19 protein-coding genes and 1 tRNA gene are annotated in these 24,745 nt (G+C 72.0%); 13 read left to right on the forward strand and 7 right to left on the reverse strand.

Annotated features, from left to right (window positions below; translation table 11 throughout):
• Positions 1–20 precede the first annotated feature (20 nt).
• Positions 21–2,705, reverse strand: a complete 2,685-nt coding sequence (gene polA / locus AMK19_RS20070; protein WP_443135028.1) for a DNA polymerase I — start codon at positions 2,703–2,705, stop codon at positions 21–23.
• Between the two features lie 202 nt (positions 2,706–2,907).
• Here polA and AMK19_RS20075 point away from each other — a divergent pair, with 202 nt between their 5' ends.
• The 7 genes from AMK19_RS20075 to AMK19_RS20105 all read left to right on the forward strand — a co-directional run bounded on the left by AMK19_RS20075 (position 2,908) and on the right by AMK19_RS20105 (position 10,186).
• Positions 2,908–3,360 (forward strand): PaaI family thioesterase, encoded by a 453-nt coding sequence (locus AMK19_RS20075; protein WP_073813597.1) that lies wholly within the window; start codon positions 2,908–2,910, stop codon positions 3,358–3,360.
• Between the two features lie 137 nt (positions 3,361–3,497).
• Complete coding sequence (locus AMK19_RS20080) at positions 3,498–4,157, forward strand: hypothetical protein (RefSeq protein ID WP_143200304.1); 660 nt, start codon at positions 3,498–3,500, stop codon at positions 4,155–4,157.
• Between the two features lie 290 nt (positions 4,158–4,447).
• Positions 4,448–5,677, forward strand: coding sequence for a branched-chain amino acid ABC transporter substrate-binding protein (locus tag AMK19_RS20085; RefSeq protein WP_073813601.1), 1,230 nt, complete (start codon positions 4,448–4,450; stop codon positions 5,675–5,677).
• A gap of 84 nt (positions 5,678–5,761) precedes the next feature.
• Complete coding sequence (locus AMK19_RS20090) at positions 5,762–6,691, forward strand: branched-chain amino acid ABC transporter permease (RefSeq protein WP_073813603.1); 930 nt, start codon at positions 5,762–5,764, stop codon at positions 6,689–6,691.
• Between the two features lie 5 nt (positions 6,692–6,696).
• The gene (locus tag AMK19_RS20095) at positions 6,697–8,643 is read left to right on the forward strand and encodes a branched-chain amino acid ABC transporter permease (RefSeq protein WP_073813844.1); all 1,947 of its coding nucleotides are present in this window, start codon (positions 6,697–6,699) and stop codon (positions 8,641–8,643) included.
• A 5-nt stretch (positions 8,644–8,648) separates the two neighbouring features.
• A complete protein-coding gene (locus AMK19_RS20100; RefSeq protein WP_073813846.1) occupies positions 8,649–9,473 on the forward strand; it encodes an ABC transporter ATP-binding protein in 825 nt (274 codons plus the stop codon).
• Positions 9,470–10,186, forward strand: coding sequence for an ABC transporter ATP-binding protein (locus tag AMK19_RS20105; protein ID WP_073813605.1), 717 nt, complete (start codon positions 9,470–9,472; stop codon positions 10,184–10,186). The genes AMK19_RS20100 and AMK19_RS20105 overlap by 4 nt, the downstream gene beginning before the upstream one ends.
• Before the next feature lie 61 nt (positions 10,187–10,247).
• Here AMK19_RS20105 and AMK19_RS20110 read toward each other — a convergent pair whose 3' ends face one another.
• A complete protein-coding gene (locus tag AMK19_RS20110) occupies positions 10,248–10,901 on the reverse strand; it encodes an ANTAR domain-containing response regulator (protein WP_073813607.1) in 654 nt (217 codons plus the stop codon).
• Positions 10,902–10,999: 98 nt separating this feature from the next.
• Between AMK19_RS20110 and AMK19_RS20115 the strand changes: the two genes are divergently transcribed.
• Positions 11,000–11,073 (forward strand) — tRNA-Leu (locus tag AMK19_RS20115).
• 123 nt (positions 11,074–11,196) lie between these two features.
• On the opposite strand, the gene AMK19_RS38135 is transcribed toward AMK19_RS20115, so the two are convergent.
• Entirely contained in the window at positions 11,197–12,531 is a 1,335-nt protein-coding gene (locus AMK19_RS38135) for a helix-turn-helix transcriptional regulator (protein WP_073813609.1), read from the reverse strand.
• Between the two features lie 150 nt (positions 12,532–12,681).
• On the opposite strand from AMK19_RS38135, the gene AMK19_RS20125 reads away from it, so the two are divergent.
• Positions 12,682–13,608, forward strand: coding sequence for an NADP-dependent oxidoreductase (locus tag AMK19_RS20125; RefSeq protein ID WP_073813611.1), 927 nt, complete (start codon positions 12,682–12,684; stop codon positions 13,606–13,608).
• A gap of 40 nt (positions 13,609–13,648) precedes the next feature.
• On the opposite strand, the gene pyk is transcribed toward AMK19_RS20125, so the two are convergent.
• Positions 13,649–15,076, reverse strand: coding sequence for a pyruvate kinase (gene pyk, locus AMK19_RS20130; RefSeq protein ID WP_073813613.1), 1,428 nt, complete (start codon positions 15,074–15,076; stop codon positions 13,649–13,651).
• Between the two features lie 347 nt (positions 15,077–15,423).
• Between pyk and AMK19_RS20135 the strand changes: the two genes are divergently transcribed.
• The 3 genes from AMK19_RS20135 (at position 15,424) to AMK19_RS20145 (ending at position 18,919) form a co-directional block, all read left to right on the forward strand.
• Positions 15,424–17,259: a bifunctional metallophosphatase/5'-nucleotidase gene (locus tag AMK19_RS20135; protein WP_073813615.1), complete on the forward strand. Its 1,836-nt coding sequence runs from the start codon at positions 15,424–15,426 to the stop codon at positions 17,257–17,259.
• A 114-nt stretch (positions 17,260–17,373) separates the two neighbouring features.
• Positions 17,374–18,297 carry a hypothetical protein gene (locus AMK19_RS20140; RefSeq protein ID WP_143200305.1) on the forward strand — a complete coding sequence of 308 codons (924 nt, stop codon included), beginning with the start codon at positions 17,374–17,376 and terminating at the stop codon, positions 18,295–18,297.
• 40 nt (positions 18,298–18,337) lie between these two features.
• Positions 18,338–18,919 carry a GNAT family N-acetyltransferase gene (locus AMK19_RS20145; protein WP_083647108.1) on the forward strand — a complete coding sequence of 194 codons (582 nt, stop codon included), beginning with the start codon at positions 18,338–18,340 and terminating at the stop codon, positions 18,917–18,919.
• A gap of 31 nt (positions 18,920–18,950) precedes the next feature.
• Here the strand turns inward: AMK19_RS20145 and AMK19_RS20150 are convergent, their stop codons facing one another.
• The 3 genes from AMK19_RS20150 to AMK19_RS20160 form a co-directional block, all read right to left on the reverse strand.
• The gene (locus AMK19_RS20150) at positions 18,951–20,408 is read right to left on the reverse strand and encodes an aldehyde dehydrogenase family protein (protein WP_073813619.1); all 1,458 of its coding nucleotides are present in this window, start codon (positions 20,406–20,408) and stop codon (positions 18,951–18,953) included.
• Positions 20,409–20,465: 57 nt separating this feature from the next.
• Positions 20,466–21,335, reverse strand: coding sequence for a helix-turn-helix domain-containing protein (locus tag AMK19_RS20155; protein WP_073813621.1), 870 nt, complete (start codon positions 21,333–21,335; stop codon positions 20,466–20,468).
• Between the two features lie 128 nt (positions 21,336–21,463).
• Positions 21,464–24,151 carry an AAA family ATPase gene (locus AMK19_RS20160; RefSeq protein ID WP_073813623.1) on the reverse strand — a complete coding sequence of 896 codons (2,688 nt, stop codon included), beginning with the start codon at positions 24,149–24,151 and terminating at the stop codon, positions 21,464–21,466.
• 96 nt (positions 24,152–24,247) lie between these two features.
• Here AMK19_RS20160 and AMK19_RS20165 point away from each other — a divergent pair, with 96 nt between their 5' ends.
• On the forward strand, positions 24,248–24,613 hold the full coding sequence (locus AMK19_RS20165; protein WP_073813625.1) for a nuclear transport factor 2 family protein: 366 nt from the start codon (positions 24,248–24,250) through the stop codon (positions 24,611–24,613).
• The last annotated feature ends 132 nt before the right edge of the window (positions 24,614–24,745 follow it).

Consider the following 24,745-nt stretch of genomic DNA (forward strand, 5'->3'; position numbering starts at 1 on the left):
CCGCCCGGGCCGGTGAGGGCTCAGTGCGCGGCAGCCTCCCAGTTGGCGCCGACGCCGACGGAGACGTCGAGCGGGGCGCGCAGCGGGTAGGCGGCGGCCATCTGTGCGCGGACCAGGGTTTCGACCTGCTCGCGTTCGCCGGGGGCGAGTTCGAGGACGATTTCGTCGTGCACCTGGAGGAGCATCCGGGAGGTGAGGCCGGCGGCGCGCAGGGCCTCGTCGACCCGGAGCATGGCGATCTTGACGATGTCGGCGGCGGAGCCCTGGATGGGGGCGTTGAGGGCCATCCGTTCGGCCATCTCGCGGCGCTGGCGGTTGTCGCTGGTGAGGTCGGGCAGGTAGCGGCGGCGGCCGAGCAGGGTCTCGGTGTAGCCGACCGCGCGGGCCTCCTCGACCACGTTGTGCAGGTAGTCGCGGACGCCGCCGAAGCGCTCGAAGTAGGTGTCCATCAGGCCCTGGGCCTCGGCGGGCTTGATGCCGAGCTGCTGGGAGAGGCCGTACGCGGACAGGCCGTAGGCGAGGCCGTACGACATGGCCTTGATCTTGCGGCGCATCTCGGCGTCGACCGCGTCGGGGGCGACCGAGAAGACCTGGGAGGCGACGGTGGTGTGCAGGTCCTCGCCGGAGGCGAAGGCCTCGAGCAGGGCTTCGTCCTCGGAGAGGTGCGCCATGATGCGCAGTTCGATCTGCGAGTAGTCGGCGGTGAGCAGCGACTCGTAGCCCTCGCCGACCACGAAGGCGCGGCGGATGGCGCGGCCCTCCTCGGTGCGGACCGGGATGTTCTGCAGGTTCGGGTCCTGGGAGGAGAGCCGGCCGGTGGCGGCCACCATCTGGTTGAAGGTGGTGTGGATGCGGCCCTGCGGGGAGACGGTCTTGAGCAGGCCCTCGACGGTGGTGCGCAGCTTGGCCTGGTCGCGGTGGCGGAGCAGGATGACCGGCAGTTCGTTGTCGGTCCGGGTGGCGAGCCAGGTGAGGGCGTCGGCGTCGGTGGTGTACCCGGTCTTGATCTTCTTGGTCTTGGGCAGGCCGAGGTCGCCGAACAGGATCTCCTGGAGCTGCTTGGGCGAGCCGAGGTTGAACTCGCGGCCGGCGGCGGCGTGCGCCTCTTCGACACAGCGCTGGATCTCGGCGGCGAACTGCGCCTCCAGGCCCTGCAGCCAGGCGCGGTCGGCGGCGATGCCGTAGCGCTCCATCCGGGCGAGCAGTTCGGCGATGGGCAGTTCCATGTCGTGGAACAGCTTGGCGGCGCCGACCTCGTCGAGCCGGGTGTCGAAGAGTTCGGCGAGGTCGTGGACGGCGCGGGCCTCGGTCATCAGGGCCTGGGCGCCGGCCGTCGGGTCGGGCTCGTCGGAGTCGAAGCTGAGTTGGCCGGTCTCGGCCTGCGCGGCGGCGGGGGCGAGCGAGCGGGCCAGGTACTCCTCGGCGAGGACGTCGAGGGTGAAGGTGCGGCGGCCGGGCTTCTCCAGGTAGGCGGCGAGCGCGGTGTCGGCGCTGACGCCGGCGAACTGCCAGCCCTGTTCGGCGAAGGCGCGCATGACCTGCTTGGCGATGTGCAGGGCCTTGGGGCGGTCGGCGTCGGCGAGCCAGGCGGTGAACGCCCGGTCGTCGTCCTCCTCCAGTGCGGCGGGGTCGAACCAGGCGGCGGCGGTGCCGGTGGCGAGCGCGACCTGCTTGACCCGGCCGCTGCCGAGGGCCCACTCGTAGTCGGCGGCGAGCGCGGTGCGTCCGCCCTTGCCGGTGTGCTCCTCCAGCCAGGCGGTGAGCGCGCCGGGGACGGTGAGCAGGTCGCCCTCGACGGCGGGGCCGGTGGGCATCTCGACGGCGGCGCTCTCGGCGTCGGCCGGGTCGATGCCGGCCACCCGGTCGCGGAAGTTGGGGTTGCGGAACTCCAACGCCTCCATCAGCCGGGCGATTTCCTCCCGGTCGAACGGCGTGCGCTCCAACTGCGGGACGGTGAGCGGGAGTTCGACGTCCCGCACGAGCTCGGTGAGGACCCGGTTGCGCTTGACGGAGTCGAGGTGCTCGCGCAGCTTCTCGCCGATCTTGCCCTTGACCTCGTCCGCGCGTTCGACCAACTCCTCGAAGGAGCCGAACTGGTTGACCCACTTCGCGGCGGTCTTCTCGCCGACGCCGGGGATGCCGGGCAGGTTGTCGGACGGGTCGCCGCGCAGCGCGGCGAGGTCGGGGTACTGGTCCGGGCGCACGCCGTACTTCTCGGCGACCGCTTCGGGCGTGTAGCGCTTCATCTCCGAGACGCCCTTGGTCGGGTAGAGCACCGTGACGTGCTCGTTGACCAGTTGCAGCGAATCCCGGTCGCCGGTGACGATGAGGACCTCGAAGCCCTCGGCCGCGGCGGCGGTGGCCAGGGTGGCGATGATGTCGTCGGCCTCGAAGTTCTCGGCGGTGATCCGCGGGATCCGCATGGCATCGAGGAGTTCGCCGATCAGCGGGATCTGGCTGCGGAACTCGTCGGGCGTCTTGGCGCGGTTGGCCTTGTACTCGGGGAACTCGGCGGCGCGGAAGGTCTGTCGGGACAGGTCGAAGGCCACTGCGAGGTGGGTGGGCGCTTCGTCCCGGACGGTGTTGACCAGCATCGAGGTGAAGCCGTACACCGCGTTGGTGTGCTGGCCGGTGGTGGTGGAGAAGTTCTCCACCGGCAGGGCGAAGAAGGCCCGGTAGGCCATCGAATGCCCGTCCAGCAGCATCAGCCGGGGCCGGCCGGCCGCACTCTTGCTCGCACCCTGTGTCGCCACGTCACGTCCCGTTCCTGCCGGATTGCACTGCCGTCCCCGATCCTAGGGCCCGGGGCCGACATCCCCCGGCGCGGCGCGGAGCACCTGCCTACCGACGGGTAGACAGTCGTACGATCGACGCGCATCAACGGAGTGAACCCCGAACAGGAGCACCATGACCGACGCGGCGCCCGTACTGAACGTGCCCCAGGACGTGCTGGACCACTTCGCGAAGCTGGGGGTGAGCCCGGAGACCTTCTCGGGCGGGCACCTGGGCGAGAAGCTGGGCATCACCATCGTCGAGGCCTCCCCGGACCGGGTGGTGGGCACCATGCCGGTGGAGGGCAACCAGCAGCCGTACGGACTGCTGCACGGCGGGGCGTCGGCGGCGCTGGCGGAGACGCTGGGGTCGATCGGCGCGATGCTGCACGCGGGCCCGGGCCGGTACGCGGTGGGCGTGGACCTGAACGCCACCCACCACCGTTCGGCCACCTCCGGCCTGGTGACGGGCGTGGCGACGGCGGTGTTCAAGGGCCGCACCGCGGCGACCTACGAGATCGCGGTGACGGACGACACCGGACGCCGGATCACCAGCTGCCGGCTGACCTGCATGCTGCGCGACCTGTAGACCTCCGGACGGGCCCCGGAGCGGGCCGTCGAACGGGTTCCCCCCGGAGGGGCCCGAATGTCTCAACTCCCCACGCGCCCCCTGGGTTTGGCCGCTCCCCGACAGGGGCACTCTCGGCTGGACGAGGGGGCGCCGCCATGTCCGCAGAACCGACGGGCGAGCCAGGGGGGTTCCTCGGCCCGGTGGAGCCGGGCGAGGGCACCTGGACGCAGCTGAGGCTGTACACCGAGCAACCGCCACGCCTGCTGAGCGGCCGCGTGAAGGCCCTGCTGGCAGCCGTTCTGATCCTGCTGGCCCTGCTGCTGACCGTGCGTCACGCGATCAACAGGTCTGCTGCCGCAGCGAGTTCGGCCCCGCTGCCGAACGTTCCGTTCCCCTCGCAGTCCGTCCGCTTCGAGTACGGGGGCCGGCTGCCGGCCTGGGAGGACTCGCTCGCACTGTCGCTGACGGTGCACAACACCGGCCCGGCGCCGGTGGACGTGCTGGGCGTGAGCCAGGGCTACCGCGGCCTGTCCGTGGTGGTGTCGGGCTGGCTGCCGCAGACGGTGCCACCGGGTCAGACCATCTCACTGCGGGTCGGCCTGCGGGTGACGGACTGTCCGACCGCCCCGGCGGACGCCGCGCAGCCCGAGCTGGATGTCACGCTGCGTAACGCTCGCGGGATGCAGACGGTCAGCCAGATCCTGGGCGACGCGTACGCCCGCGACCTGTCCGTGGCGCTGCACGCCACCTGCGACGCACCCGATAATCGGACGCCGACGACCAGCCCGACGATTGCGGACACCGCTGTTCGATAAGCGGAGTTTCCGTGTGCCACCAGGGAGTTGGGAACGTCAACCATTCCCCCCGCCTGACAGGGACCGGAATCTCCAGCCCCACCTGCGGTTTCTCGACCACGATCTGAGATCAACTTCCGGCGTGGTCATAACAAGAGAATCACAGCCCTCTCACCCCTCTGCCCGAGCCGCCGCGCCCGGTCTAGAGTCACGCCCAGTCACCGGCTGTCCGATTACCGGGCTCGGTCGAAGCGTTCCGGCACCGCCAGCCCTGGGCGCGTGTCTTCCATTGCAGAAGGAGACCACTCGTCGTGCGAAAGAGCTCACTGCTTGTCGTGACCATTGCAGTTACCGGAGCGCTCACCCTGTCGGCCTGTGGCTCGCGCGGCGCCAAGTCCGGCTCCGAAAACGCGGGCGGCACCACCAAGGTGGTCATCGGTGTGGACGCCCCGCTCAGCGGCAAGCTGTCCGCGCTGGGCCTGGGCATCAAGAACTCCACCGACCTGGCCGTCAAGAAGGCCAACAAGGAGAACCTGGTCCCCGGCGTCACCTTCGCCCTGGAGTCCAAGGACGACCAGGGCAACCCGAACACCGGCGGCCAGAACGCCACCGCCCTGGTGGGCATGAAGGACGTCGTCGGCGTGGTCGGCCCGCTGAACTCCAGCGTCTCGCTGACCATGCAGAAGATCTTCAGCGACGGCAAGCTGACCCAGATCTCCCCCTCCAACACCACCCCGGACCTCTCGCTCGGCCCGGACTGGACCAGCGGCAAGTACACCCGCCCGTACCCCACGTACTTCCGCACCGCCACCACCGACCTCGTGCAGGGCCGGTACGCCGCCCAGTACATGTTCAACGACGCCAAGAAGACCAAGGTCTACGTCCTCGACGACAAGAAGACCTACGGCGCGGGCCTGGCGGCCATCTTCCAGGACGAGTTCAAGAAGCTCGGCGGCACCGTGGTCGGCACCGACCACATCAGCCCCGACGACAAGGACTTCTCCGCGGTCGCCACCAAGGTCGCCTCCTCCGGCGCCGAGGCGGTGTACTACGGCGGCGAGTACCCGGAGGGCGGCCCGCTCTCCGACCAGATCAAGAAGGCCGGGGCGAAGATCCCGCTGATGGGCGGCGACGGCCTGGTCGACCCCGAGTTCATCAAGCTCTCCAACAACAACAGCGAGGGCGACCTGGCCACCTCGGTCGGCGCCCCGGTCGAGCAGCTGGACTCCGCCAAGGCCTACATCGCCGACTACACCGCGGCCGGCTACAAGGACGGCTACTCCGCGTACGGCGGCTACTCGTACGACGCCGCCTGGTCGATCATCCAGGCCGTCAAGGCCGCGGTCGAGCACAACGGCGGCAAGGTGCCCGACGACCTGCGCACCAAGGTGCTGGCCGAGATGGCCAAGGTGAGCTTCACCGGCGTCGGCGGCCAGGTCTCCTACGACCAGTACGGCGACACCACCAACAAGCAGCTCACCGTGTACACCGTCAAGGGCCCCGACTGGAAGCCGATCAAGACCGGCACCTACACCGGCTGATCTCTTCCTGCACCAGCCGCTGTCCGGCGGGGGGCGCCACAAGTGCCCCCCGCCTCCTCATACCCCTAACCACGGAGGCCCGCGGTGCACGAACTGCCGCAAAATCTGGCCAATGGGCTGATGCTCGGCCTGATGTACGGCCTGATCGCCATCGGGTACACGATGGTCTACGGCATCGTCCAACTCATCAACTTCGCCCACGGCGAGATCTTCATGATCGGCGGCTTCGGGGCCCTGACCGCCTTCGCGGCGCTGCCGCACGGCACTTCGCTCTGGCTGGCCCTGCCGGTCATGATCCTGGGCGGGGTGATCGCCTCCGTCCTCACCGCCACCGCCGCCGAGCGGTTCGCCTACCGGCCGCTGCGCGGCGCTCCCCGGCTGGCCCCGCTGATCACCGCGATCGGCCTGTCCATCGCCCTGCAGCAGGTGGTCTGGGCGTTCTACCCGGGCGCCAAGAAGGCCATCACCTTCCCGCAGTTCCAGGGCGACACCGTCGACCTCGGCCTGTTCAACCTCCAGCGCAACGACCTGTTCCTGCTGGCCGCCGCTCCGCTGTGCATGCTGATCCTGGCCTCCTTCGTGCGTTTCACCCGCACCGGCCGGGCCATGCAGGCGACCGCGCAGGACCCGGACACCGCGAAGCTGATGGGCATCAACACCGACCGCATCATCGTGATCGCCTTCGCGCTGGGCGCGGCCTTCGCCGCCATCGCGGCCGTGGCGCACGGACTGCGGTACGGCCAGGTCGACTTCATGATGGGCTTCATCGCCGGCCTGAAGGCCTTCACCGCCGCCGTCCTGGGCGGCATCGGCAACATCTACGGCGCGATGCTCGGCGGGCTGGTCCTCGGCATCGCCGAATCGCTGGCCACCGCGTACATCCAGAACGTCCCCGGCATGCACCAGCTCGGCGGCGGCGCCTGGGCCAACGTGTGGGCGTTCGTCCTGCTGATCGTCGTGCTGCTGGTCAGGCCACAGGGTCTGCTCGGCGAGCGCGTCGCGGATCGGGCGTGAGCAGCATGACCACAACTTCCCACGAGACGACGCCCGTTCTGCGTCTTCCCGGCACTGCGGCGCTCGCCGCGACGGTGGCCGGCGGGGTGCTCGCCGCCGCGTCCGCGGCGATGTCCTGGACGTGGACCGACGCGTTCCCCGGCGACCTCACCTACTACGGCTCCCCGGCCGGCCTGCAGTGGCTGGCGCTGGCCGGCGGCCTGCTGACGGTGCTGCTGGCGCTCGCCTCGCGCGCGCTGCCGGGCCTACGCCGGCTGAGCCCGTCCGGCAGCAACAACGGCGTGCTGTTCGCCGCCCTCGGCACCCTCGCGGTCTGCTGGTACTCGGTGATCGCGATCACCGTCCAGCTCGACGGCCTGGTCAACCTCGACCCGGGCGGCTGGGTCTCCGCGGTCGGCTCGCTGCTCGCCGTGGTCGGCGCGCTCGGCCTGCCGCTGGACCGCCGCACCGCCGTCCAGCAGCCCGCCGTGGCCTGGTGGTGGTACCTGGTCGCCGCCGTCGCCGCCGTGCTGCGGTACGGCCTCGGCGAGGGCTGGGCGCTGAACGCCGTCCCGACCGGGGTGCGGCCGATCGTCACCGAGAACCTGTGGTTCTTCGTCGCGCTGCCGGCCGGCATCGTCGGCTTCAAGCTGTGGCTGCTGCTGAACGCCTGGCTGCGGATCGGCCGGATCGAGCGGCCGCTGCCCGCCGCCCGCGCCCTGCCGTCCTGGGCGGAGATCCTGGTGATCACCGCGGTGTTCGCGGTCGGCCTGGGCGTGGTCGAGTTCGGCATCTCCACCGAGTACGGCGAGCTGTTCATCGGCTTCCTGCTGCTGGTGGTGTTCGGCACCGCGGCGCTGCTGTCCTCCGGCGTGATCGCCCGGCTGCGCGAACTGACCGTCCGGCACCGGGCGGTGACCACCGGCGCGGCGTTCGCCGCCGCGGGCGCGTTCCCGTTCACCCAGAGCGGCGAGACGTACGTGCTGATCGGCGCGAACATCCTGATCTTCGCGACGGTGGCGCTCGGCCTGAACGTGGTGGTCGGCCTGGCCGGCCTGCTCGACCTCGGCTACGTGGCCTTCCTCGGCGTCGGCGCGTACGCGGCGGCGCTGGTCTCCGGTTCGCCGTACTCGGTGTTCCGCGGCGTGCACGTGCCGTTCCCGGTCGCGGCGCTGATCGGCGCGCTGGCCGCGCTGGTCTTCGGCGTGGTGATCGGCGCCCCGACGCTGCGGCTGCGCGGCGACTACCTGGCGATCGTCACGCTCGGCTTCGGTGAGATCTTCCGGATCGGCATGAACAACCTGGACGGCAAGTCCGGCCCGAGCCTGACCAACGGCCCGAACGGCATCGCGGCGATCCCGGACGTCAACCTGTTCGGCTTCGACTTCGGCCAGCCGCACGACTTCGGCCCGGTGCAGCTCGGCAAGTTCGGCAACTACCTGCTGCTGATGCTGGTGGTCACCGCGATCGTCGTGGTGGTGTTCGGCCGGGTCGCCAACTCCCGGATCGGCCGCGCCTGGGTGGCGATCCGCGAGGACGAGACGGCGGCCGAGGCGATGGGCATCAACGGCTTCCGGGTGAAGCTGATCGCCTTCGCGCTGGGCGCCACGCTGGCCGGTCTGGCCGGTGCCGTGCAGGCGCACGTGTCGGGCGCGGTCTCGCCCGACCAGTACCAGTTCGCCGGGCCGGTGCCGCCGAACTCGGCATTCCTGCTGGCCGCGGTGATCCTCGGCGGCATGGGCACCATCTCCGGCCCGCTGGTCGGCGCGGCGCTGCTGTTCCTGATCCCGGCGAAGCTCCAGTTCCTGCAGTCCTACCAGCTGCTGGCGTTCGGCATCGCGCTGATCCTGCTGATGCGCTTCCGCCCGGAGGGTCTGATCCCCAACCGGCGGCAGCAGCTGGAGTTCCACGAGGCCGACGTGCCCGCACAGGGCGGCCCGGTCGACGACGCACTCACGAAGGCAGGGGCGTGAGCACCATGACCACCGACACCGCGCCCGCACCGCTCGCCGAACCCGTCCTGGAAGCCTCCGGCGTGGTCATGCGCTTCGGCGGCCTGACCGCCGTCAACCAGGTGGACCTGACGGTCCGGCAGGGCGAGATCGTCGGTCTGATCGGCCCGAACGGCGCCGGCAAGACCACCTTCTTCAACTGCCTGACCGGGCTGTACGTCCCGACCGAGGGCACCGTCACGTACAAGGGCCGGGTGCTGCCGCCCAAGCCGCACCTGGTCACCGAGGCCGGCATCGCCCGGACCTTCCAGAACATCCGGCTGTTCTCCAACATGACGGTGCTGGAGAACGTCCTGGTGGGCCGGCACACCCGCACCAAGGAGGGCCTGTTCTCGGCGATCCTGCGCGGCCCCGGCTACCGGCGGGCCGAGCAGGAGAGCCGCGAACGGGCCATGGAGCTGCTGGAGTTCTGCGGCCTGGCCGCGAAGTCCGAGCACCTGGCCCGCAACCTGCCCTACGGCGAGCAGCGCAAGCTGGAGATCGCCCGGGCGCTGGCCTCCGAGCCCGGCCTGCTGCTGCTCGACGAGCCGACCGCGGGCATGAACCCGCAGGAGACCCGGGCCGCCGAGGAGCTGGTGTTCGCGATCCGGGACCTCGGGATCGCGGTGCTGGTGATCGAGCACGACATGAAGTTCATCTTCAACCTGTGCGACCGCACCGCCGTGCTGGTGCAGGGCCAGAAGATCGTCGAGGGCGACCGGGAGACCGTCCAGAACGACGAGCGGGTCGTCGCCGCGTACCTGGGCGAGCCGCTCGAAGGAACCACCACCGCAACGGAGGCCGACCAGTGACCGCTCTGCTGGAGGTCGAGGACCTTCGCGTCGCCTACGGCAAGATCGAGGCCGTCAAGGGCATCAGCTTCACCGTCGAACAGGGCGAGGTCACCACCCTGATCGGCACCAACGGCGCGGGCAAGACCACCACCCTGCGCGCGCTCTCCGGGCTGCTCCGGCCGACCGCGGGCAAGATCCTCTTCGAGGGCTCGGCGATCGACACGGTGCCCGCGCACAAGATCGTCGCGCTGGGCCTGGCGCACTCGCCCGAGGGCCGGCACATCTTCCCCCGGATGACCATCGAGGAGAACCTGCTGCTGGGCGCGTTCCTGCGCCGCGACCAGGCGGGCATCGCACAGGACGTGGAGCGGGCCTGCACGCTGTTCCCGATCCTCGCCGAGCGCCGCAAGCAGGCCGCGGGCACGCTGTCCGGCGGCGAGCAGCAGATGCTGGCGATGGGCCGGGCGCTGATGTCCCGTCCGAAGCTGCTGATGCTGGACGAGCCGTCGATGGGCCTGTCGCCGCTGATGATGCAGAAGATCATGGCGACCATCGTCGAGCTGCGTGCCTCGGGCACCACCATCCTGCTGGTGGAGCAGAACGCGCAGGCCGCGCTGTCGCTGTCGGAGCGCGCGTACGTGATGACCACCGGCGAGATCACCCTCTCCGGCACCGGCGCGGAGCTGCTGCGCGACGACACGGTGCGCCGCGCCTACCTGGGCGAGGACTGACGGTACGTCACCACCGCGAGTGCCCCCGCCGGGAATCCGACGGGGGCACTCGTGTGCGCGGTCAACTCTCCGCCGTCTCCGCCTTCTTGCGGTCCTGGGCGGCGCCCTCCTCGATCACGGCCTCGGCGACGGCGGCCATGGTCATCCGGCGGTCCATCGAGGTCTTCTGGATCCAGCGGAACGAGGCGGGCTCGTTCAGCCCGAACTTGGTCTGCAGCACGCTCTTCGCCCGGTCGACCAGCTTGCGGGTCTCCAGGCGCTGCGAGAGGTCCGCGATCTCCTCCTCCAGGGTGCGCATCTCGGTGTAGCGGGAGACCGCCATCTCGATCGCCGGCACCAGGTCGCTCTTGCTGAACGGCTTGACGATGTACGCCATCGCGCCGGCGTCGCGGGCCCGGTCGACCAGCTCGCGCTGCGAGAAGGCGGTGAGCATCAGCACCGGGGCGAGGTGCTGCTCGTGGATCCGCTCGGCGGCGGACAGGCCGTCCAGCACCGGCATTTTGACGTCCAGAATGGCCAGGTCGGGCTTGAGCTCCTCGACCAGCCGGACCGCCGTCTCGCCGTCACCGGCCTCACCGACGACGGTGTAGCCCTCCTCCTCCAGCATCTCCTTGAGATCGAGGCGGATCAGTGCCTCGTCCTCGGCGATGACGATTCGGGTGATCTGGGGCGAGTCGGTGTCAAGCGGCTGGGCCTGCTCGTCGGCGGTGCTCACGGGGCTCCTCGGTCCGGCGGGGTGCTGCATGCACGAGCCTACCCAGACACGGTATGTTTGGTTCACCACGGTGGGGGGTTTGACCTTCGAACCGCTGGGCCCCGATAGCCCAATCGGCAGAGGCAACGGTCTCAAACACCGTCCGGTGTGGGTTCGAATCCCACTCGGGGCACTTCTCCTTCAATTCCAAGGTCGCCGACCTTGGGTGCGCGCCGCCGCGGTGACCATCACCACGGCGGCGTCGCCGTCTCCGGCAGCGGCCGTCTCACCGATTGGGACGGCGGCCGCGGCCGGCTCAGGACGCCAGGCGCAGTCCGCCGGGCAGCCCCGCCCGGTGGGCGACGGCGGCGGCCTCGCCGCGGGAGGCGACGCCGAGCTTGGCCAGGATGTTGGCGACGTGGAACTTCACCGTGGACTCGCTGATGTGCAGCGCGGCGGCGATGTCCCGGTTGCGGCGGCCCCGGGCGAGCTCGTCGAGGACTTCCAGTTCGCGGGCCTGAAGGCCGTCCAGCGGGCCGCCGGCCGCGGCGGGTTCGGGCAGGGCCAGCGGCAGGTCCACGGTGACGGTGGCGCCCCAGCCGGGGACGGCCTCGACGGTGCTGCGGCCGCCCAGCGCGGCGATCCGCTCCGCGGTGCGGTGCACGCCCAGCGCGTCGGCCGCCAGCACGCCGAGGCCGTCGCCGCGCACCACCGCGCGCAGCACTTCGCCATGCCCCGCGAGGGCCTGCGTGAACTGCCAACCGACGTGCAGCCGCCCGGGCTTCTCCTGGTCGAGCATCACCAGCACGGCGGCCCGGACGGCGTCCCGCGCGGTGTGCGCCAGGTCGGCGGGGACGGAGCGGGCGGCGTCGGCCGGCGGTGCGACGTCGAGGCGGATCCGGGTGTGGCGCAGCAGCGGGCGCAGTTCGCGGACCAGCCGGGCGAACGCGGCGTCGGCGGGTTCCTCGCTGAGGGTGCGGTCCAGGTCGGCGGAGCGGCGCACGTCGAGCAGGGCGGTGACGGCGAGTTCGGTGGCGGCGCGGCGGGCGGCGGCGTCGTCCAGGTCGGCGGAGCGCAGCGGGGCGAGGATGGCGGTGAGCGCGGCGCTGTGGGCCCCGGCGGATTTGGCGATGGCCCAGGCGCGGGCGTTGGCGGAGACCCGGGAGACGGCGGTCTGGGCGGGGGCGGCGTCGGTGGCGCGGTGTTCGGAGTGGGCGACGATCAGGTCCCACAGCTGTTGCAGGATCTCCGGTGCGTCCGCCGCGAGCGGCTCCGCGTCCGGCCGGACCAGCACCAGGACGGCGCCCTTCCCGGCCCCGGGCGTGGTGGTGACGACCACCAACGGCCGCTCCTGCCCGGCGAGTTCGGCGACCCCTTGCCACGGCCGGCCGGGCCCCGCCTCGGTCAGGGCGCGCTCGCCGAGCCGGGAGATCACCAGACTGCCGAAGGCGTCGGCGAACTCCGCCGGCCCGACGGTGTGCGCCGGCGAGTACGCGCAGACGCCGCTGAGCTGGGCGGCCGCGACGTGCGGGACCAGCGGTTCGAGCACCTCGGACAGCCGCGCCAGCAGGCCGGGGCGGGGTTCGCGCAGCACCTCGACGACGCGGGCCAGTGCGTCCTGCGGGCGGGCCCAGGGGGCGGTCTCGTCCATACCCGTCAGCCTAGTTCGGGCGCCGCACGACGGCCCTGGCTTTTCGGCCAGGTCGAACTGTCCGAAAGGCTGGCCGGGCGGCAGCCGCCCGGGGCGCAGGATGGAACACGTCGGAACGAAGCAACTCCTCATGAACCCAAGGACATTGCCATGACCAAGGCCATTGCTTTCGCGCACTACGGCGACCCGGACGTGCTGGGCCCGATCGACCTGGACCTGCCCGAGCCGGGGCCCCGGCAGGTGCGGGTCGCGGTCCGCGCGGTGGGCGTCAACCCGCTGGACCACAAGGTGCGCAGCGGCGCGCTGGACGGCTTCTTCCCCGTCGTCTTCCCGTCGGTGCCGGGCTACGAGGTGGCGGGCACGGTGGAGGCGGTCGGCGCCGAGGTGACCGGGTTCGCGGTCGGGGACGAGGTGTTCGGTGCGGTGATGGGCGGCGGGTACGCCGAACACGCCCTGGTGGACGCCGAGTTGCTGGCCCGCAAGCCGGCCTCGCTGAGCTGGGCGGAGGCGGCGGCGCTGCCGGTGGCCGCGGAGACCTCCGAGCGGATCCTCGGTGTGCTCGGCGTGCAGCCGGGCGAGACGCTGCTGGTGCACGGCGCGGCCGGCGGTGTCGGCACGCTGCTGCTGCAGTTCGCCCGGGCCCGCGGGATCACCGTGGTGGGCACCGCGAGCGAGGCCAACCACGCGTACCTGCGGGAGCTGGGCGCGATCCCGGTGGCGTACGGCGAGGGCCTGGCCGAGCGGGTGCGGGCGGCCGCCCCGGGCGGGGTGGACCGGGCGCTGGACGCGGCCGGGAAGGCCGACGAGGTGCCGGTGTCGATCGAACTGACCGGCAGCGCGGACCGGGTGCTGACCATCACCTCGCCGATGGCGGCCGAGCAGCACGGCGTCCGCTTCACCGGCGGCGCCGAGGCCGAGCCGTACCACCCGCGGGCGTTCGCGGCCGCGCTGGCGCTGCACGAGGCGGGCGCCCTGGTGCTGCCGATCCACCGGGTGCTGCCGCTCGCGGACGCCGCCGAGGCGCACCGGCTCAGCGAGCACGGCCACCTGCGCGGCAAGATCGTCCTGACGGTGTGACACGAAGGGCCGCCCGTACCGACGGGCGGCCCTTCGGGGGTCAGTTGTCCAGCTCGCCGACGTGGTGCACCCGCACCAGGTTGGTGGAGCCGGCCAGTCCGGGCGGGGAGCCGGCGGTGATCACCACGATGTCGCCGCGCTTGCAGCGGCCGAGGCTCAGCAGCTGGGCGTCGACCTGGGCGACCATCTCGTCGGTGGTGGTGACGAACGGGCCGAGGAACGTCTCCACGCCCCAGGTCAGCGCCAACCGGCTGCGCACGGCGGGCTCGTAGGTGAACGCCAGGACCGGGATCGGCGAGCGGTAGCGGGTCAGTCGGCGGGCGGTGTCGCCGCTCTGGGTGAACGCGATCAGGTACTTGGCGTCCAGGAAGTCGCCGATCTCGGCGGCGGCCCGGGCCACCGCGCCGCCCTGGGTGCGGGGCTTGCTCTTCTCGGTGAGCGGCGGCAGCCCGCCCGTCAGGATCTCGGTCTCGGCGGCCTCGACGATCCGGGCCATCGTCCGGACCGTCTCCACCGGGTACTTGCCGACCGAGGTCTCGCCGGACAGCATCACCGCGTCGGTGCCGTCGAACACCGCGTTGGCCACGTCGGACGCCTCGGCGCGGGTCGGCCGGGAGGCGTTGATCATCGAGTCCAGCATCTGGGTGGCGACGATCACCGGTTTGGCGTTCCGCCTGGCCAGCTTGATCGCCCGCTTCTGGACGATCGGCACCTGCTCCAGCGGGAGTTCGACGCCCAGGTCGCCGCGGGCGACCATCAGTCCGTCGAAGGCGTCCACGATGGAGTCCAGGTTCTCCACCGCCTGCGGCTTCTCGATCTTGGCGATGACCGGAATCCGACGGCCTTCCTCGGCCATGATCCGGTGCACCTCCTCGACGTCCTTCCCGCTGCGCACGAACGACAGCGCGATCAGGTCGGCGCCGGTCCGCAGCGCCCAGCGCAGGTCTTCGACGTCCTTGTCGGAGAGCGCGGGCACGGAGACGGCGACTCCGGGCAGGTTGAGGCCCTTGTGGTCGGAGACCAGGCCGCCTTCGATGACGATGCAGTGCACCCGGGGTCCCTCGACATGGGTGACCTCCAGGCAGACCCGGCCGTCGTCGACCAGAATCCGCTCCCCGCGCGACACGTCCGCGGCCAGCCCCCGGTAGGTGGTGCCGCAGATCTCCCGGTCGCCCGGGACGTCGTCGGTGGTGATGGTGAACTCGTCGCCGCGTTCCAGCAGCACGGGGCCGTCGGCGAAGGTGCTCAGCCGGATCTTCGGGCCCTGCAGGTCGGCAAGCACCCCGACGCTGCGGCCTGTCTCGTCCGAGGCCTTGCGGACCCGGTGGTAACGCTCCTCGTGCTCCGCGTGGGAGCCGTGGCTGAGGTTCATTCGGGCGATGTCCATACCGGCGTCGACCAGGGCCTTGATCTGGTCGTACGAGTCCGCGGCAGGCCCGAGAGTACAAACGATTTTTGCTCGGCGCATACCTAGCAAGCCTAGGTATTACCGGGCCGTAACAGCACGCTTCCGGCCAGTCGTCCCATGGCAGTTGGCGAAAGATTTGATGAACGGACCGACACAGTCGGGACGGTGGGGTACGGGGTGAGCGCGACCGCCCCCGATTGACGCACGGCTGTGCGGTCCGCCGGGCCACTGTCACGGGAGAGTTGCCCAGATCTCACCTGTTGGACAGCTCTCGGGGCTGGTACGGAGGCCGAGAAGAGGGCAGACTGCCACACGCGTTTTCTACGCGCGTCGCGGCGGGTGGCGGGGTGTCAGCCGCCCCTCCGCCGTGCCCGCCTGACGGCCCGTACGCCCGACTTGGAGTCTTGATGTCCCTGAACCGCCGTGACTTCGTCACCCGCTCCGCCGCCACCGCGGCCGGCGCCGCCCTGGCCGGCGGCCTGACCGCCGCCACGGCCACCCCCGCCGCCGCGGCGGACCAGAACCAGGACGAGTCCCGCGGTCGGGGCCCCGTCCCGTTCAAGGCGAGCTTCACCGTGATGGGCACCACCGACCTGCACGGCCACGTCTTCAACTGGGAGTACTTCACCGACTCCGAGTACGACGACAAGGCCCACAACGACGTCGGCCTGGCGAAGATCTCCACCCTGGTCGAGCAGGTCCGCAAGGAGAAGGGCCGCGGCCACACCCTGCTCATCGACGCCGGCGACACCATCCAGGGCACCCAGCTGTCCTACTACTACGCCCGGGTCGAGCCGATCACCGGCAAGAAGGCCCCGCGCCACCCGATGGCCGCCGCGATGAACGCCATCGGCTACGACGCCGCCGCGCTCGGCAACCACGAGTTCAACTACGGCATCCCGCTGCTGCGCGCCTACCAGGACCAGCTGGACTTCCCGCTGCTCGGCGCCAACGCGCTGGACGCCAAGAACGAGAAGCCCGCCTTCCCGCCGTACGTCATCCGCGAGCTGCACCTCGGCCACGGCCGGCCCCTCCGGGTCGGCGTCCTCGGCCTCACCAACCCCGGCATCGCCATCTGGGACAAGGCCAACGTCCAGGGCAAGCTGACCTTCCCGGGCATCCCCGAGGTCGCCGCCAAGTGGGTGCCGAAGCTGCGCGCCGCCGGCGCCGACGTCGTCGTCGTCTCCGCGCACACCGGCGCCGACGACCCGTCCTCCTGGGGCGACCAGCTGCCGTACGCCGAGAACGCGGGCGTCACCATGGCCGCCACCGTCCCCGGCATCGACGCGGTGCTGATCGGCCACGCCCACAAGGAGGTGGTCCAGCGCGACGTCGTCAACACCAAGACCGGCAAGACCGTCGTGCTGTCCGAGCCGCTGTGCTGGGGCGAGCGCCTGACCTGCTTCGACTTCGAGGTCGAGTTCGCCCGCGGCCAGTGGACCGTCACCGGCGTCACCTCGCGCCTGCTGAACTCCAACGCCGTCGCCGAGGACCCGAAGATCGTCAAGCTGGTCGACGCCCAGCACAAGAAGGTCGTCGCCTACGTCAACCAGGTCATCGGCACCTGCAAGGAGAGCCTCTCCATCGCCGAGTCCCGGTTCAAGGACACCCCGATCATCGACCTGATCGGCCGCATCCAGGCCGACGCCGTGCGCGACGCGCTGGCCGGCGGCCAGTACGCGAACCTGCCGGTGATCGCCCAGGCCGCGCCGTTCAACCGCACCGCCGTCATCCCGGCCGGCGAGGTCAAGCTGCGCGACGCGGCCGGCCTGTACATCTACGAGAACACCCTGGAGGCCCGCCTCCTGACGGGTGCCCAGATCAAGGACTACCTGGAGTACTCCGCCAAGTACTACGCCCAGGTCGCCCCCGGCGCGCCCATCAACCTGGACACCCTCACCAACCAGGCCAACAACACCCCCGACTACAACTACGACTCCCTGTACGGCGTCAGCTACGACATCGACATCGCGCAGCCGGTCGGCAGCCGCATCGTCAACCTGTCCTACCAGGGCAAGCCGGTCGACCCGACCGCGCAGTTCGTCCTCGCCGTCAACAACTACCGCGCCAACGGCGGCGGCAACTTCCCGCACGTCGCCAAGTCCCAGCAGCTGTGGGCGAACTCCGACGAGATCCGCAACACCATGATCGCCTGGGTCAAGGCCAAGGGCGTCATCGACCCGGCCGACTTCTACGGCCAGTCCGCCTGGCGCCTGGTCCGGGCCGGCGTCCCGGTCTTCTGACCCCCGCCGCTCCAGGGGCCGTTCGGATCGCATCCGGACGGCCGCTGGAACCGGACGGCTGTCCGGACCGTCCAACTCGCGACCGTGGAACGGATGTTGAGGGGGACGACAGACATGCGCGGACGAATCGCCATGGCAGCGGCGACGGTGACGGCGGCCCTGCTGCTGACCGGGTGCACGAGCACTCCGGGAGGATCGGGCGCGGAGCCCTGGCCGACGCTGATCACGGCCGGCCCCGAGGTGCGTCCCGCCACCGGCGACGCCGCCCGGCGCGCCGCCGAGGTGACGGCCGCCTGGCCCGGGTCGGCCGCCCAACAGACCTGGACGCACGGCTACTACCCCACCGAGGACACCACCGAGTGGCTGCCCCAGGGGGTGTTCCACAGCGGCCCCGACAAGGCAGCCTACGAGGCCGGCCACTTCGACCTGAAGACCACGCTGCCGGTGTCCGTCTCCGGCATCGCCGAGGTGCAGTTCGCGGACGGCTCCCGGCTGACCCTCCCGCAACGTTCCGCGCAGGACGTCCTCAGCTGGCTGAGCGGCCGCAAAGACCCCTGCCGCGGCCAGTGCGGCGACAGCCGGCTGTCCATCACCGCCGCCCAGCCCGGCACCACCACCGTCACCACCAGCAGGGGCCGAGCCACCATCCCCGTCTGGGAGTTCACCATCGAGGGCTACGACCAGCCGTTCCGCTACCCCGCCGTGCTCACCCAGGCCGAACACCCGCCCATCCCCGGCCCCGGCCCGCTCGCCGGCAGCGGCGGCAGCACCCTGGTCTCCGTCTCCGCCGACGGCCTGGTCCTCACCGCCACCGTCCCGCAGGGCAGTTGCGACTCCGCCCAGCCCGGCGAGGTCCACGAGACCGACCAGGCCGTCGTCCTGATCGGCCGCATCGCCCCGCGCCACCCCGGGGGCGGTGCCTGCCCCGCCTCGCTGGGCCACATCCCGGTCGAGTTCCGCCTCTCCCGGCCCCTCGGCACCCGCGCCGTCCTCGGCCTCGACGACGGGCTCCCGCAGTCCCCGCGCGACAGGGGCTGATCCCCGGAACGAGACCGGAGCAGCCCGATAGCCTGGCCGGATGCTGACCACCGAACGCCTCGTGCTGCGCCCCTGGGAACCCGCCGACCGCGACCGCGCCTTCGACCTGTACTCCCAGTGGGAGGTGGCCCGTTGGCTCGGTCGCGAGCCCCGCGCCCTCGCCGAACCGGCCGAGGCGGACGAGATCATCGCCCGCTTCCACTCCCGCTGCACCGCGGACGGCCGGTACGGCGTATGGGCGGTCGAGGTCCGCGAGACCGGCGTGATCGCCGGGACGCTGCTGCTGATCCCGATACCGGACGGCAACGGCGAGATCGAGATCGGCTGGCACTTCCACCCGGACAGCTGGGGCCACGGCTACGCGACGGAGGCCGCGGCCGCGATCCGCGACCGCGCATTCGCCGACGGACTCACCGAGCTCTACGCCGTCGTCCGCCCGGACAACACTCGCTCGACGGCGGTCTGCCACCGCCTGGGCATGACGCCGCTCGGCCGCACCGACCGCTGGTACGGCACCGAGCTGGAGGCGTTCCACCTCACCCGCCAGGGCCGGGGGAGAACTGCGCGAAGCGGAAGGCACCCGACCGCAAGGTCGCGACGCAGGACGACGACCTGCACGTGATCGCGGCCTTGCGGTCGGGCCTGCGTCCGTCCTAGAACGGGAAGCGCGAACGCCCGTGCTGGATCGAGATCCACTTCACCGTGGTGAACGCGTCCACACTCGTGTCCCCGTTGAGCCGCCCGAGCCCCGAGCTCTTCTGCCCGCCGAACGGCACGATCGGCTCGTCCGCGATCGTCCCGTCGTTGACGTGGATCATGCCGGTGTCGATCCGCTGCGCGAACCGCACACCCCGCTCGATGTCGGCGGTGTGCACCGCGCCGGACAGGCCGAAGGGCGTGTCGTTGGCGATCCGGGCGGCCTCGTCCTCGCCGTCGAACGGGATCAGCAGCGCGACCGGCCCGAAGATCTCCCGCTGCAGGATCGGGGCGTCGGCCGGAATGTCCGTGAGGACCGTCGGCTTCACCAGGGTGCCGACGGTCGCGCCGTGCAGCAGCGCCCGGGCGCCGCCCGCTATCGCGGCGTCGACCTCCGTCGTGACGGACTCCGCCTGCGCGGTGTTGATGAGCGGTCCGAGCTGGGTGGCGGGGTCGCCGGGGTCGCCGGCCCGCAGCGAGGCGACCTTCGCGGTGAACTTCTCGCTGAACTCGGCGAACAGCGACCGGTCCACCAGGATGCGGTTGGCGGCCATGCAGATCTGCCCCTGGTGGACGAAGCGGCTGGCCACCGCGGCGTCCACCGCGTAGTCGACGTCCGCGTCGTCGAGCACCACCAGCGCGCTGTTGCCGCCGAGTTCGAGCACCGTCCGCTTCAGGCGGCTCGCCGCGACGGTGGCGACGTGCCGCCCGACGCTGTCCGAGCCGGTGAAGGCGATCACCTTGGGCACCGGGTGCTCGATGAACGCGTCGCCGATCTCGGCGATGTCGGTGAGGACGACGTTGAGCACGCCGGCGGGCAGCCCGGCCTCCTCGAAGATCTTGGCGATCAGGGTGCCGCCGGCCACCGGCGCGTCCTGGTGCGGCTTGAGGACGACCGCGTTGCCGAGCGCGAGCGCGGGCGCGACGGCCTTCAGGGAGAGGAAGACGGGGGCGTTGAACGGACTGATCACGCCGACCACGCCGACCGGCAGCCGGTAGAGGCGGTTCTCCTTGCCGGGCACCGGCGAGGGCAGGATCCGGCCCTCGGCGCGCAGCGCCACCGACATGGCCTCCCGCAGCATGTCCTTGACCAGGGAGAGTTCGAAGGCGGACTTCATCAGGGTGCCGCCGAGTTCGACGGTCATCACCTCGAGGATCTCCGCCTCGCGGGCCTCCACCACCTGCAGGGCCCGTTCGAACACCAGCCGGCGTTCGTAGGCGCTGGTGGCGGCCCACGCGGGCTGGGCCCGCTCGGCGGCGCGGTAGGCCTGGTCGATCTCCTCGGCGGTGGCGACCGTGAAGGAGGCCAGCTTCTCCCCGGTGAAGGGATCGAGGTCCACGATGTCCCAGGAGCCTGTTCCCGGCCGCCACTGGCCGTCGATGTACTGCTGGGCGAGTTCCGCGATCAAGGACATCAGATCCCTTTCGGCGCTAACGATCACCTACTGACGGATCATCATCCTAATTGGGGGTCAGCTCTCTTGGAGGATCTCTACGAGAAGCGACCTGGTCTCTTCCTCGGACAGCGCCGCCGCCGACACCCGGTCCAGCGCGGCCGTGTACTCGGAGACCTCGCTCGGCTTGTCCAGGTACAGCGCGGTGGTGAACTGCTCGACGTACACCACGTCCACGAGGTCCGGCTCCGGGAAGCACAGCACGGTGAACGCCCCGCTGTCCGCGGCCAGCGCGCCCATGCCCAGCGGCAGCACGCGCAGGCCGATGGTCTCCCGCAGCGACAGCTCGGCCAGCCGCTCCAGCTGACCGCACATCACCTCGGGCCCGCCGCACGGCCGGCGCAGCGCCGTCTCGTCGACGATCAGCTCCAGCCGGGCGGTGGTGTCGGCCGCGAGGTAGCGCTCCTGGCGGCGCAGCCGGACGGCCGCCCGGCGGACGATCTCCTCGTCCGGCACGCCGGGACTGCCCGCCCGCATCACGGCGTGCACGTACTCCGGGGTCTGCAGCAGCCCGGGCACGAACTGCACCTCGTAGCTGCGCACCAGGTTCGCCGCGTCCTCCAGGTTGAGGTACGTCTGGAACCAGCCCGGGATGACGTCCCCGTAGCCGTGCCACCAGGCCGGGGCGTTGGTCTCGCCGACCAGGCCGAGCAGCGCCGCCCGGGAGTGCTCGTCCTCGACGCCGTACAGCGTCAGCAGGTCCGCCACGTCGCGCTGTTTGAAGCCGACGCGGCCGAGTTCCATCCGGCTGATCTTCGACTCGGAGGCGCGGATCGAGTAGCCCGCGTCCTCCCGGGTCACGCCGCGGGCCTCGCGCAGGCGCCGCAACTGGGCGCCCAGCTGGATGCGACGCGCGGTCGCGCCGCTGCCCGTCTGCAGGCCCGTCATGCAAACCTCCGCGCCGAACCGACAGTTGGACCCTGTGGGATGCAGTCTGCCACTGCGCGACGACACTCCGCGAGGGGCTTCCGGCATTTGGCCACGGACGTTGCACAGTTGTGCTGCTCCGCCGCCGCTCAGGACAGCGCGGGCAACACCTCCGCAAGATCGGTGCGCGAACTCACCCCGAGCTTCGGGTACGCCTTGTACAGGTGGTGGCCGACGGTGCGGGCGCTGAGGAACAGCTGCGCGGCGATGTCCCGGTTGGACAGGCCCTGCGCGGCCAGCCGGACGATCTGCGACTCCTGCGGGGTCAGGCCCGCCACCGCCTTGACCGGGCCGCCGGTGGCGGGCGCGCCGGTGGCGTCCAGCTCCAGCCGGGCCCGCTCCGCCCACGGCAGCGCGCCGAGCTGCCGCAGCGTCTGCTCGGCCGACCGCAGCGGCACCCGGGCCTCGGCCTTGCGCCGGTTGCGGCGCAGCCACTCGCCGTACAGCAGTTCGGTGCGGGCCTGCTCCCACGGACGCGGCTGCTCGGCGTGCCGGGCCAGCGCCGCCAGGTAGAGGTCCTCCGCCCACTCGTCGGGCGCCAGCAGCGCGTGGCAGCGGTGCACCAGCGCCCGTGCCCACGGCCGGCCGCCGCGCTCCGCCCAGCGTTCGAACCGGGCCAGCGGCTCGGCGACCTCCTCGGGCCGGCGCAGCCGTACCGCGGCCTCCACCAGGTCCGGCACCGAACGGGTCGCCGACACGTGGAAGTTGTGCCCGCCGCCGGTCAGCGCCGCCAGCTGCGCCCAGGCGTCCTCGGCCCGGCCCGCGCCCAGCTCCAGCACGCCGAGCGCCCACTGCGCCCACCGCACCCCGGACGCGCCCCGGGCCCGCGCCAGCCCCGCCTGCTCCCGGCACCGCGCGTCCTCGCCGCGGGCCGCCGCCAGGTACGCCAGGAAGCCGTGCGTCTGCCCGGTCCACTGCGGCTGCCCACAGTCCTCGGCGAGCCGCAGCGCCTCCCCGGCGTGCTCGTCGGCGGTGCCCGGACGGCCGGTGAACAGCTCGGCCTCGGCCAGGAAGAACAGCAGCGTCGGCAGTGTCCCGAACAGGCCGCCCTCCCGGGCCTCCCGGACCAGCCGGCCCGCCAGGTCGAGCACCTCCTCGTCCTGCCCGGCGCTCAGCGCGGCCCCGCACACCAGTGCCAGGTCCACCGGTGCCACCGCCCCGGCGGCCCGCGCCGCCCGTTCGGTCTCCGCCGGGGTCGGCGCGTCCGGCGCGTCCGGCACGTCCGGCGCGTCCGGCGCGTCGCCCAGCGCCCGGGCCAGGTAGCGCGCCACCGGCGCCAGCGGGTCGCCCGCCGGAAGGACGAGGTCGTCGAGCGCCGTGAGCGTGCCGCGGACCGAGTCGGCGTCCAGGTACCAGGCCGCGTGCACCGCCTGCACCAGCACCCGGGCCGCCGGGCCGGGCGCGAACTGCGCCGCCAGCGCCGCCGCCTCCGTCAGCCGCAGGTGCGCGGAGCGGTGCTCGCCGCGCCAGAACTCGGCCACCCCGCGGGCGAACAGCAGGTGCGCCCGGGTCACCGCGTCCAGCCCGGGGACGTCCGCCGCGGCCGCCAGCGCCTCGGCCCGGCCGAGTTCGCCCGCCTCCAGCGCGGCCTCCACCGCCTCCACCGTCAACTCCCGTGCCCGCGACGGGTCCGGGCTCAGCCGCGCGGCCCGCTCGTACGCCGCCGACGCGCCCAGGTGGCCGCCGCGCCAGGCCGCGCCGGCCGCCGCCGACGCCAACTCCTCCGCCACCGCCGCGTCCCGGCCGGTCGCGGCGAGGGCCAGGTGCCAGGCCCGGCACAGCGGCGCACGCTCGCCGTACGCCTGCGCCAGCGCGGTGTGCGCGGCCAGCCGGTCCACCAGCGGGGCCCGGTCGATCAGCGCCGAACGCAGCACCGGATGCCGGAAGGTCACCCGGTCGGCGCCCAACTCGACCCGCACCAGCCCCTGTTGCTCGGCGGGTGCGAGGTCCGCCACGGTCAGTCCGCACTCGGCCGCCGCGCGCAGCACCACCTCCAGCGAACCGGACTCCTCCAACGCCGCCAGCAGCAGCCACCGTTGGGTCCCGCCGGGCAGCCGGCTCACCTGCCCGTGGTACGTCAGCCGCAGCCGCCCCGCCGGGGGCAGCACGCCGGCGACCTCGCCCGCCGAAAGCTCCAGCAGCGCCAGGGGGTTGCCCTGTGCCGCCTTCAACACCGTCTCGGTGTCGGCGAGTTCGGGCGCGACGGCGGCCAGCAGCTCGACGGCGGCCTGCTCGCTCAGCGGCTCCACCCGCACCTCGGGCAGCCCCGGCAGCTCCGGGCCGTCCGTCCGGGTCGCCAGCAGCAGCGCCACCGCCTCCGCACCCAGCCGGCGGGCCGCGACCTGCAACGCCGCCACGGACTCCCGGTCCACCCACTGCACGTCGTCCACCAGGCACAGCAGCGGCCCCTGCTCGGCGAGATCACCCAGCAGCGTCAGCACCGCCAGCCCCACCAGCAGCCGGTCCCCCGCCGGGCCGTCCGACAGCCCCAACACCCGCTCCAGCGCAGCCCGCTGGGGCCCGGGCAGCTCCGGCACCCGGTCCAGCACCGGGGCCAGCAGCTGACTCAGCGCCGCGTACGGCAACCGGGCCTCCGACTCCACACCCGTCGCCCGCAGCACCCGCCCCTGCGCGCCGTCGGCCGCCTCGGCCAGCAGCACGCTCTTGCCGATCCCCGGCTCCCCGCGCAGCACCAGCACCCCGGCCCGGCCCGCGCCCGCCTCCGCCAGCAGCCGGCCCACCGCCGACTGCTCCGCCCCCCGCCCGTACAGCAGCATGCCCCGCACCCTACCTATGCGTGACTGATTCCCCGTTCCCGCGCTCTCCGTAACTTCTTGTCCTGCAAGGAGAACCACACCGAAACGGAGCCCGCCATGGACCTGCAGAACCTCACCGAGCGCTACATCGCCGCCTGGAACGAGACCGACCCGACCGCCCGCCGCAAGCTCGTCGAGGACGCCTGGGCCACCGACGGCACCTACACCGACCCGCTGGTCGCCACCCGCGGCCACGACGAGTTCGACTCCACCCTCGCCGCCGTCCAGTCCCAGTTCCCCGGCCTCGCCTTCCGCCTCGCCGGCCCCGTCGACGCCCACCACAACGTCGCCCGCTTCACCTGGCACCTCGCCCCCGAGGGCACGGACGAGCCCCTGGTCATCGGCTTCGACGTCCTCACCGCCACCGAGGACGGCCGCGTCGCGAGCGTGGTCGGCTTCCTGGACCGCGTGCCGCAGGGCTGAACGCCGGACTCCACAAACAACGACGCCTGCCCTCAACCTGGTCGGGGAAAGGGGCAGGCGTCGACCGGATCCCGGCGGCTCTGGCGGGTCGGTGTTTGTCGGCCGTACCCCCCGCGAGGGGGGCTGGCGTCT

Source organism: Kitasatospora sp. CB01950 (assembly GCF_001905465.1).
Lineage (GTDB): Bacteria > Actinomycetota > Actinomycetes > Streptomycetales > Streptomycetaceae > Kitasatospora.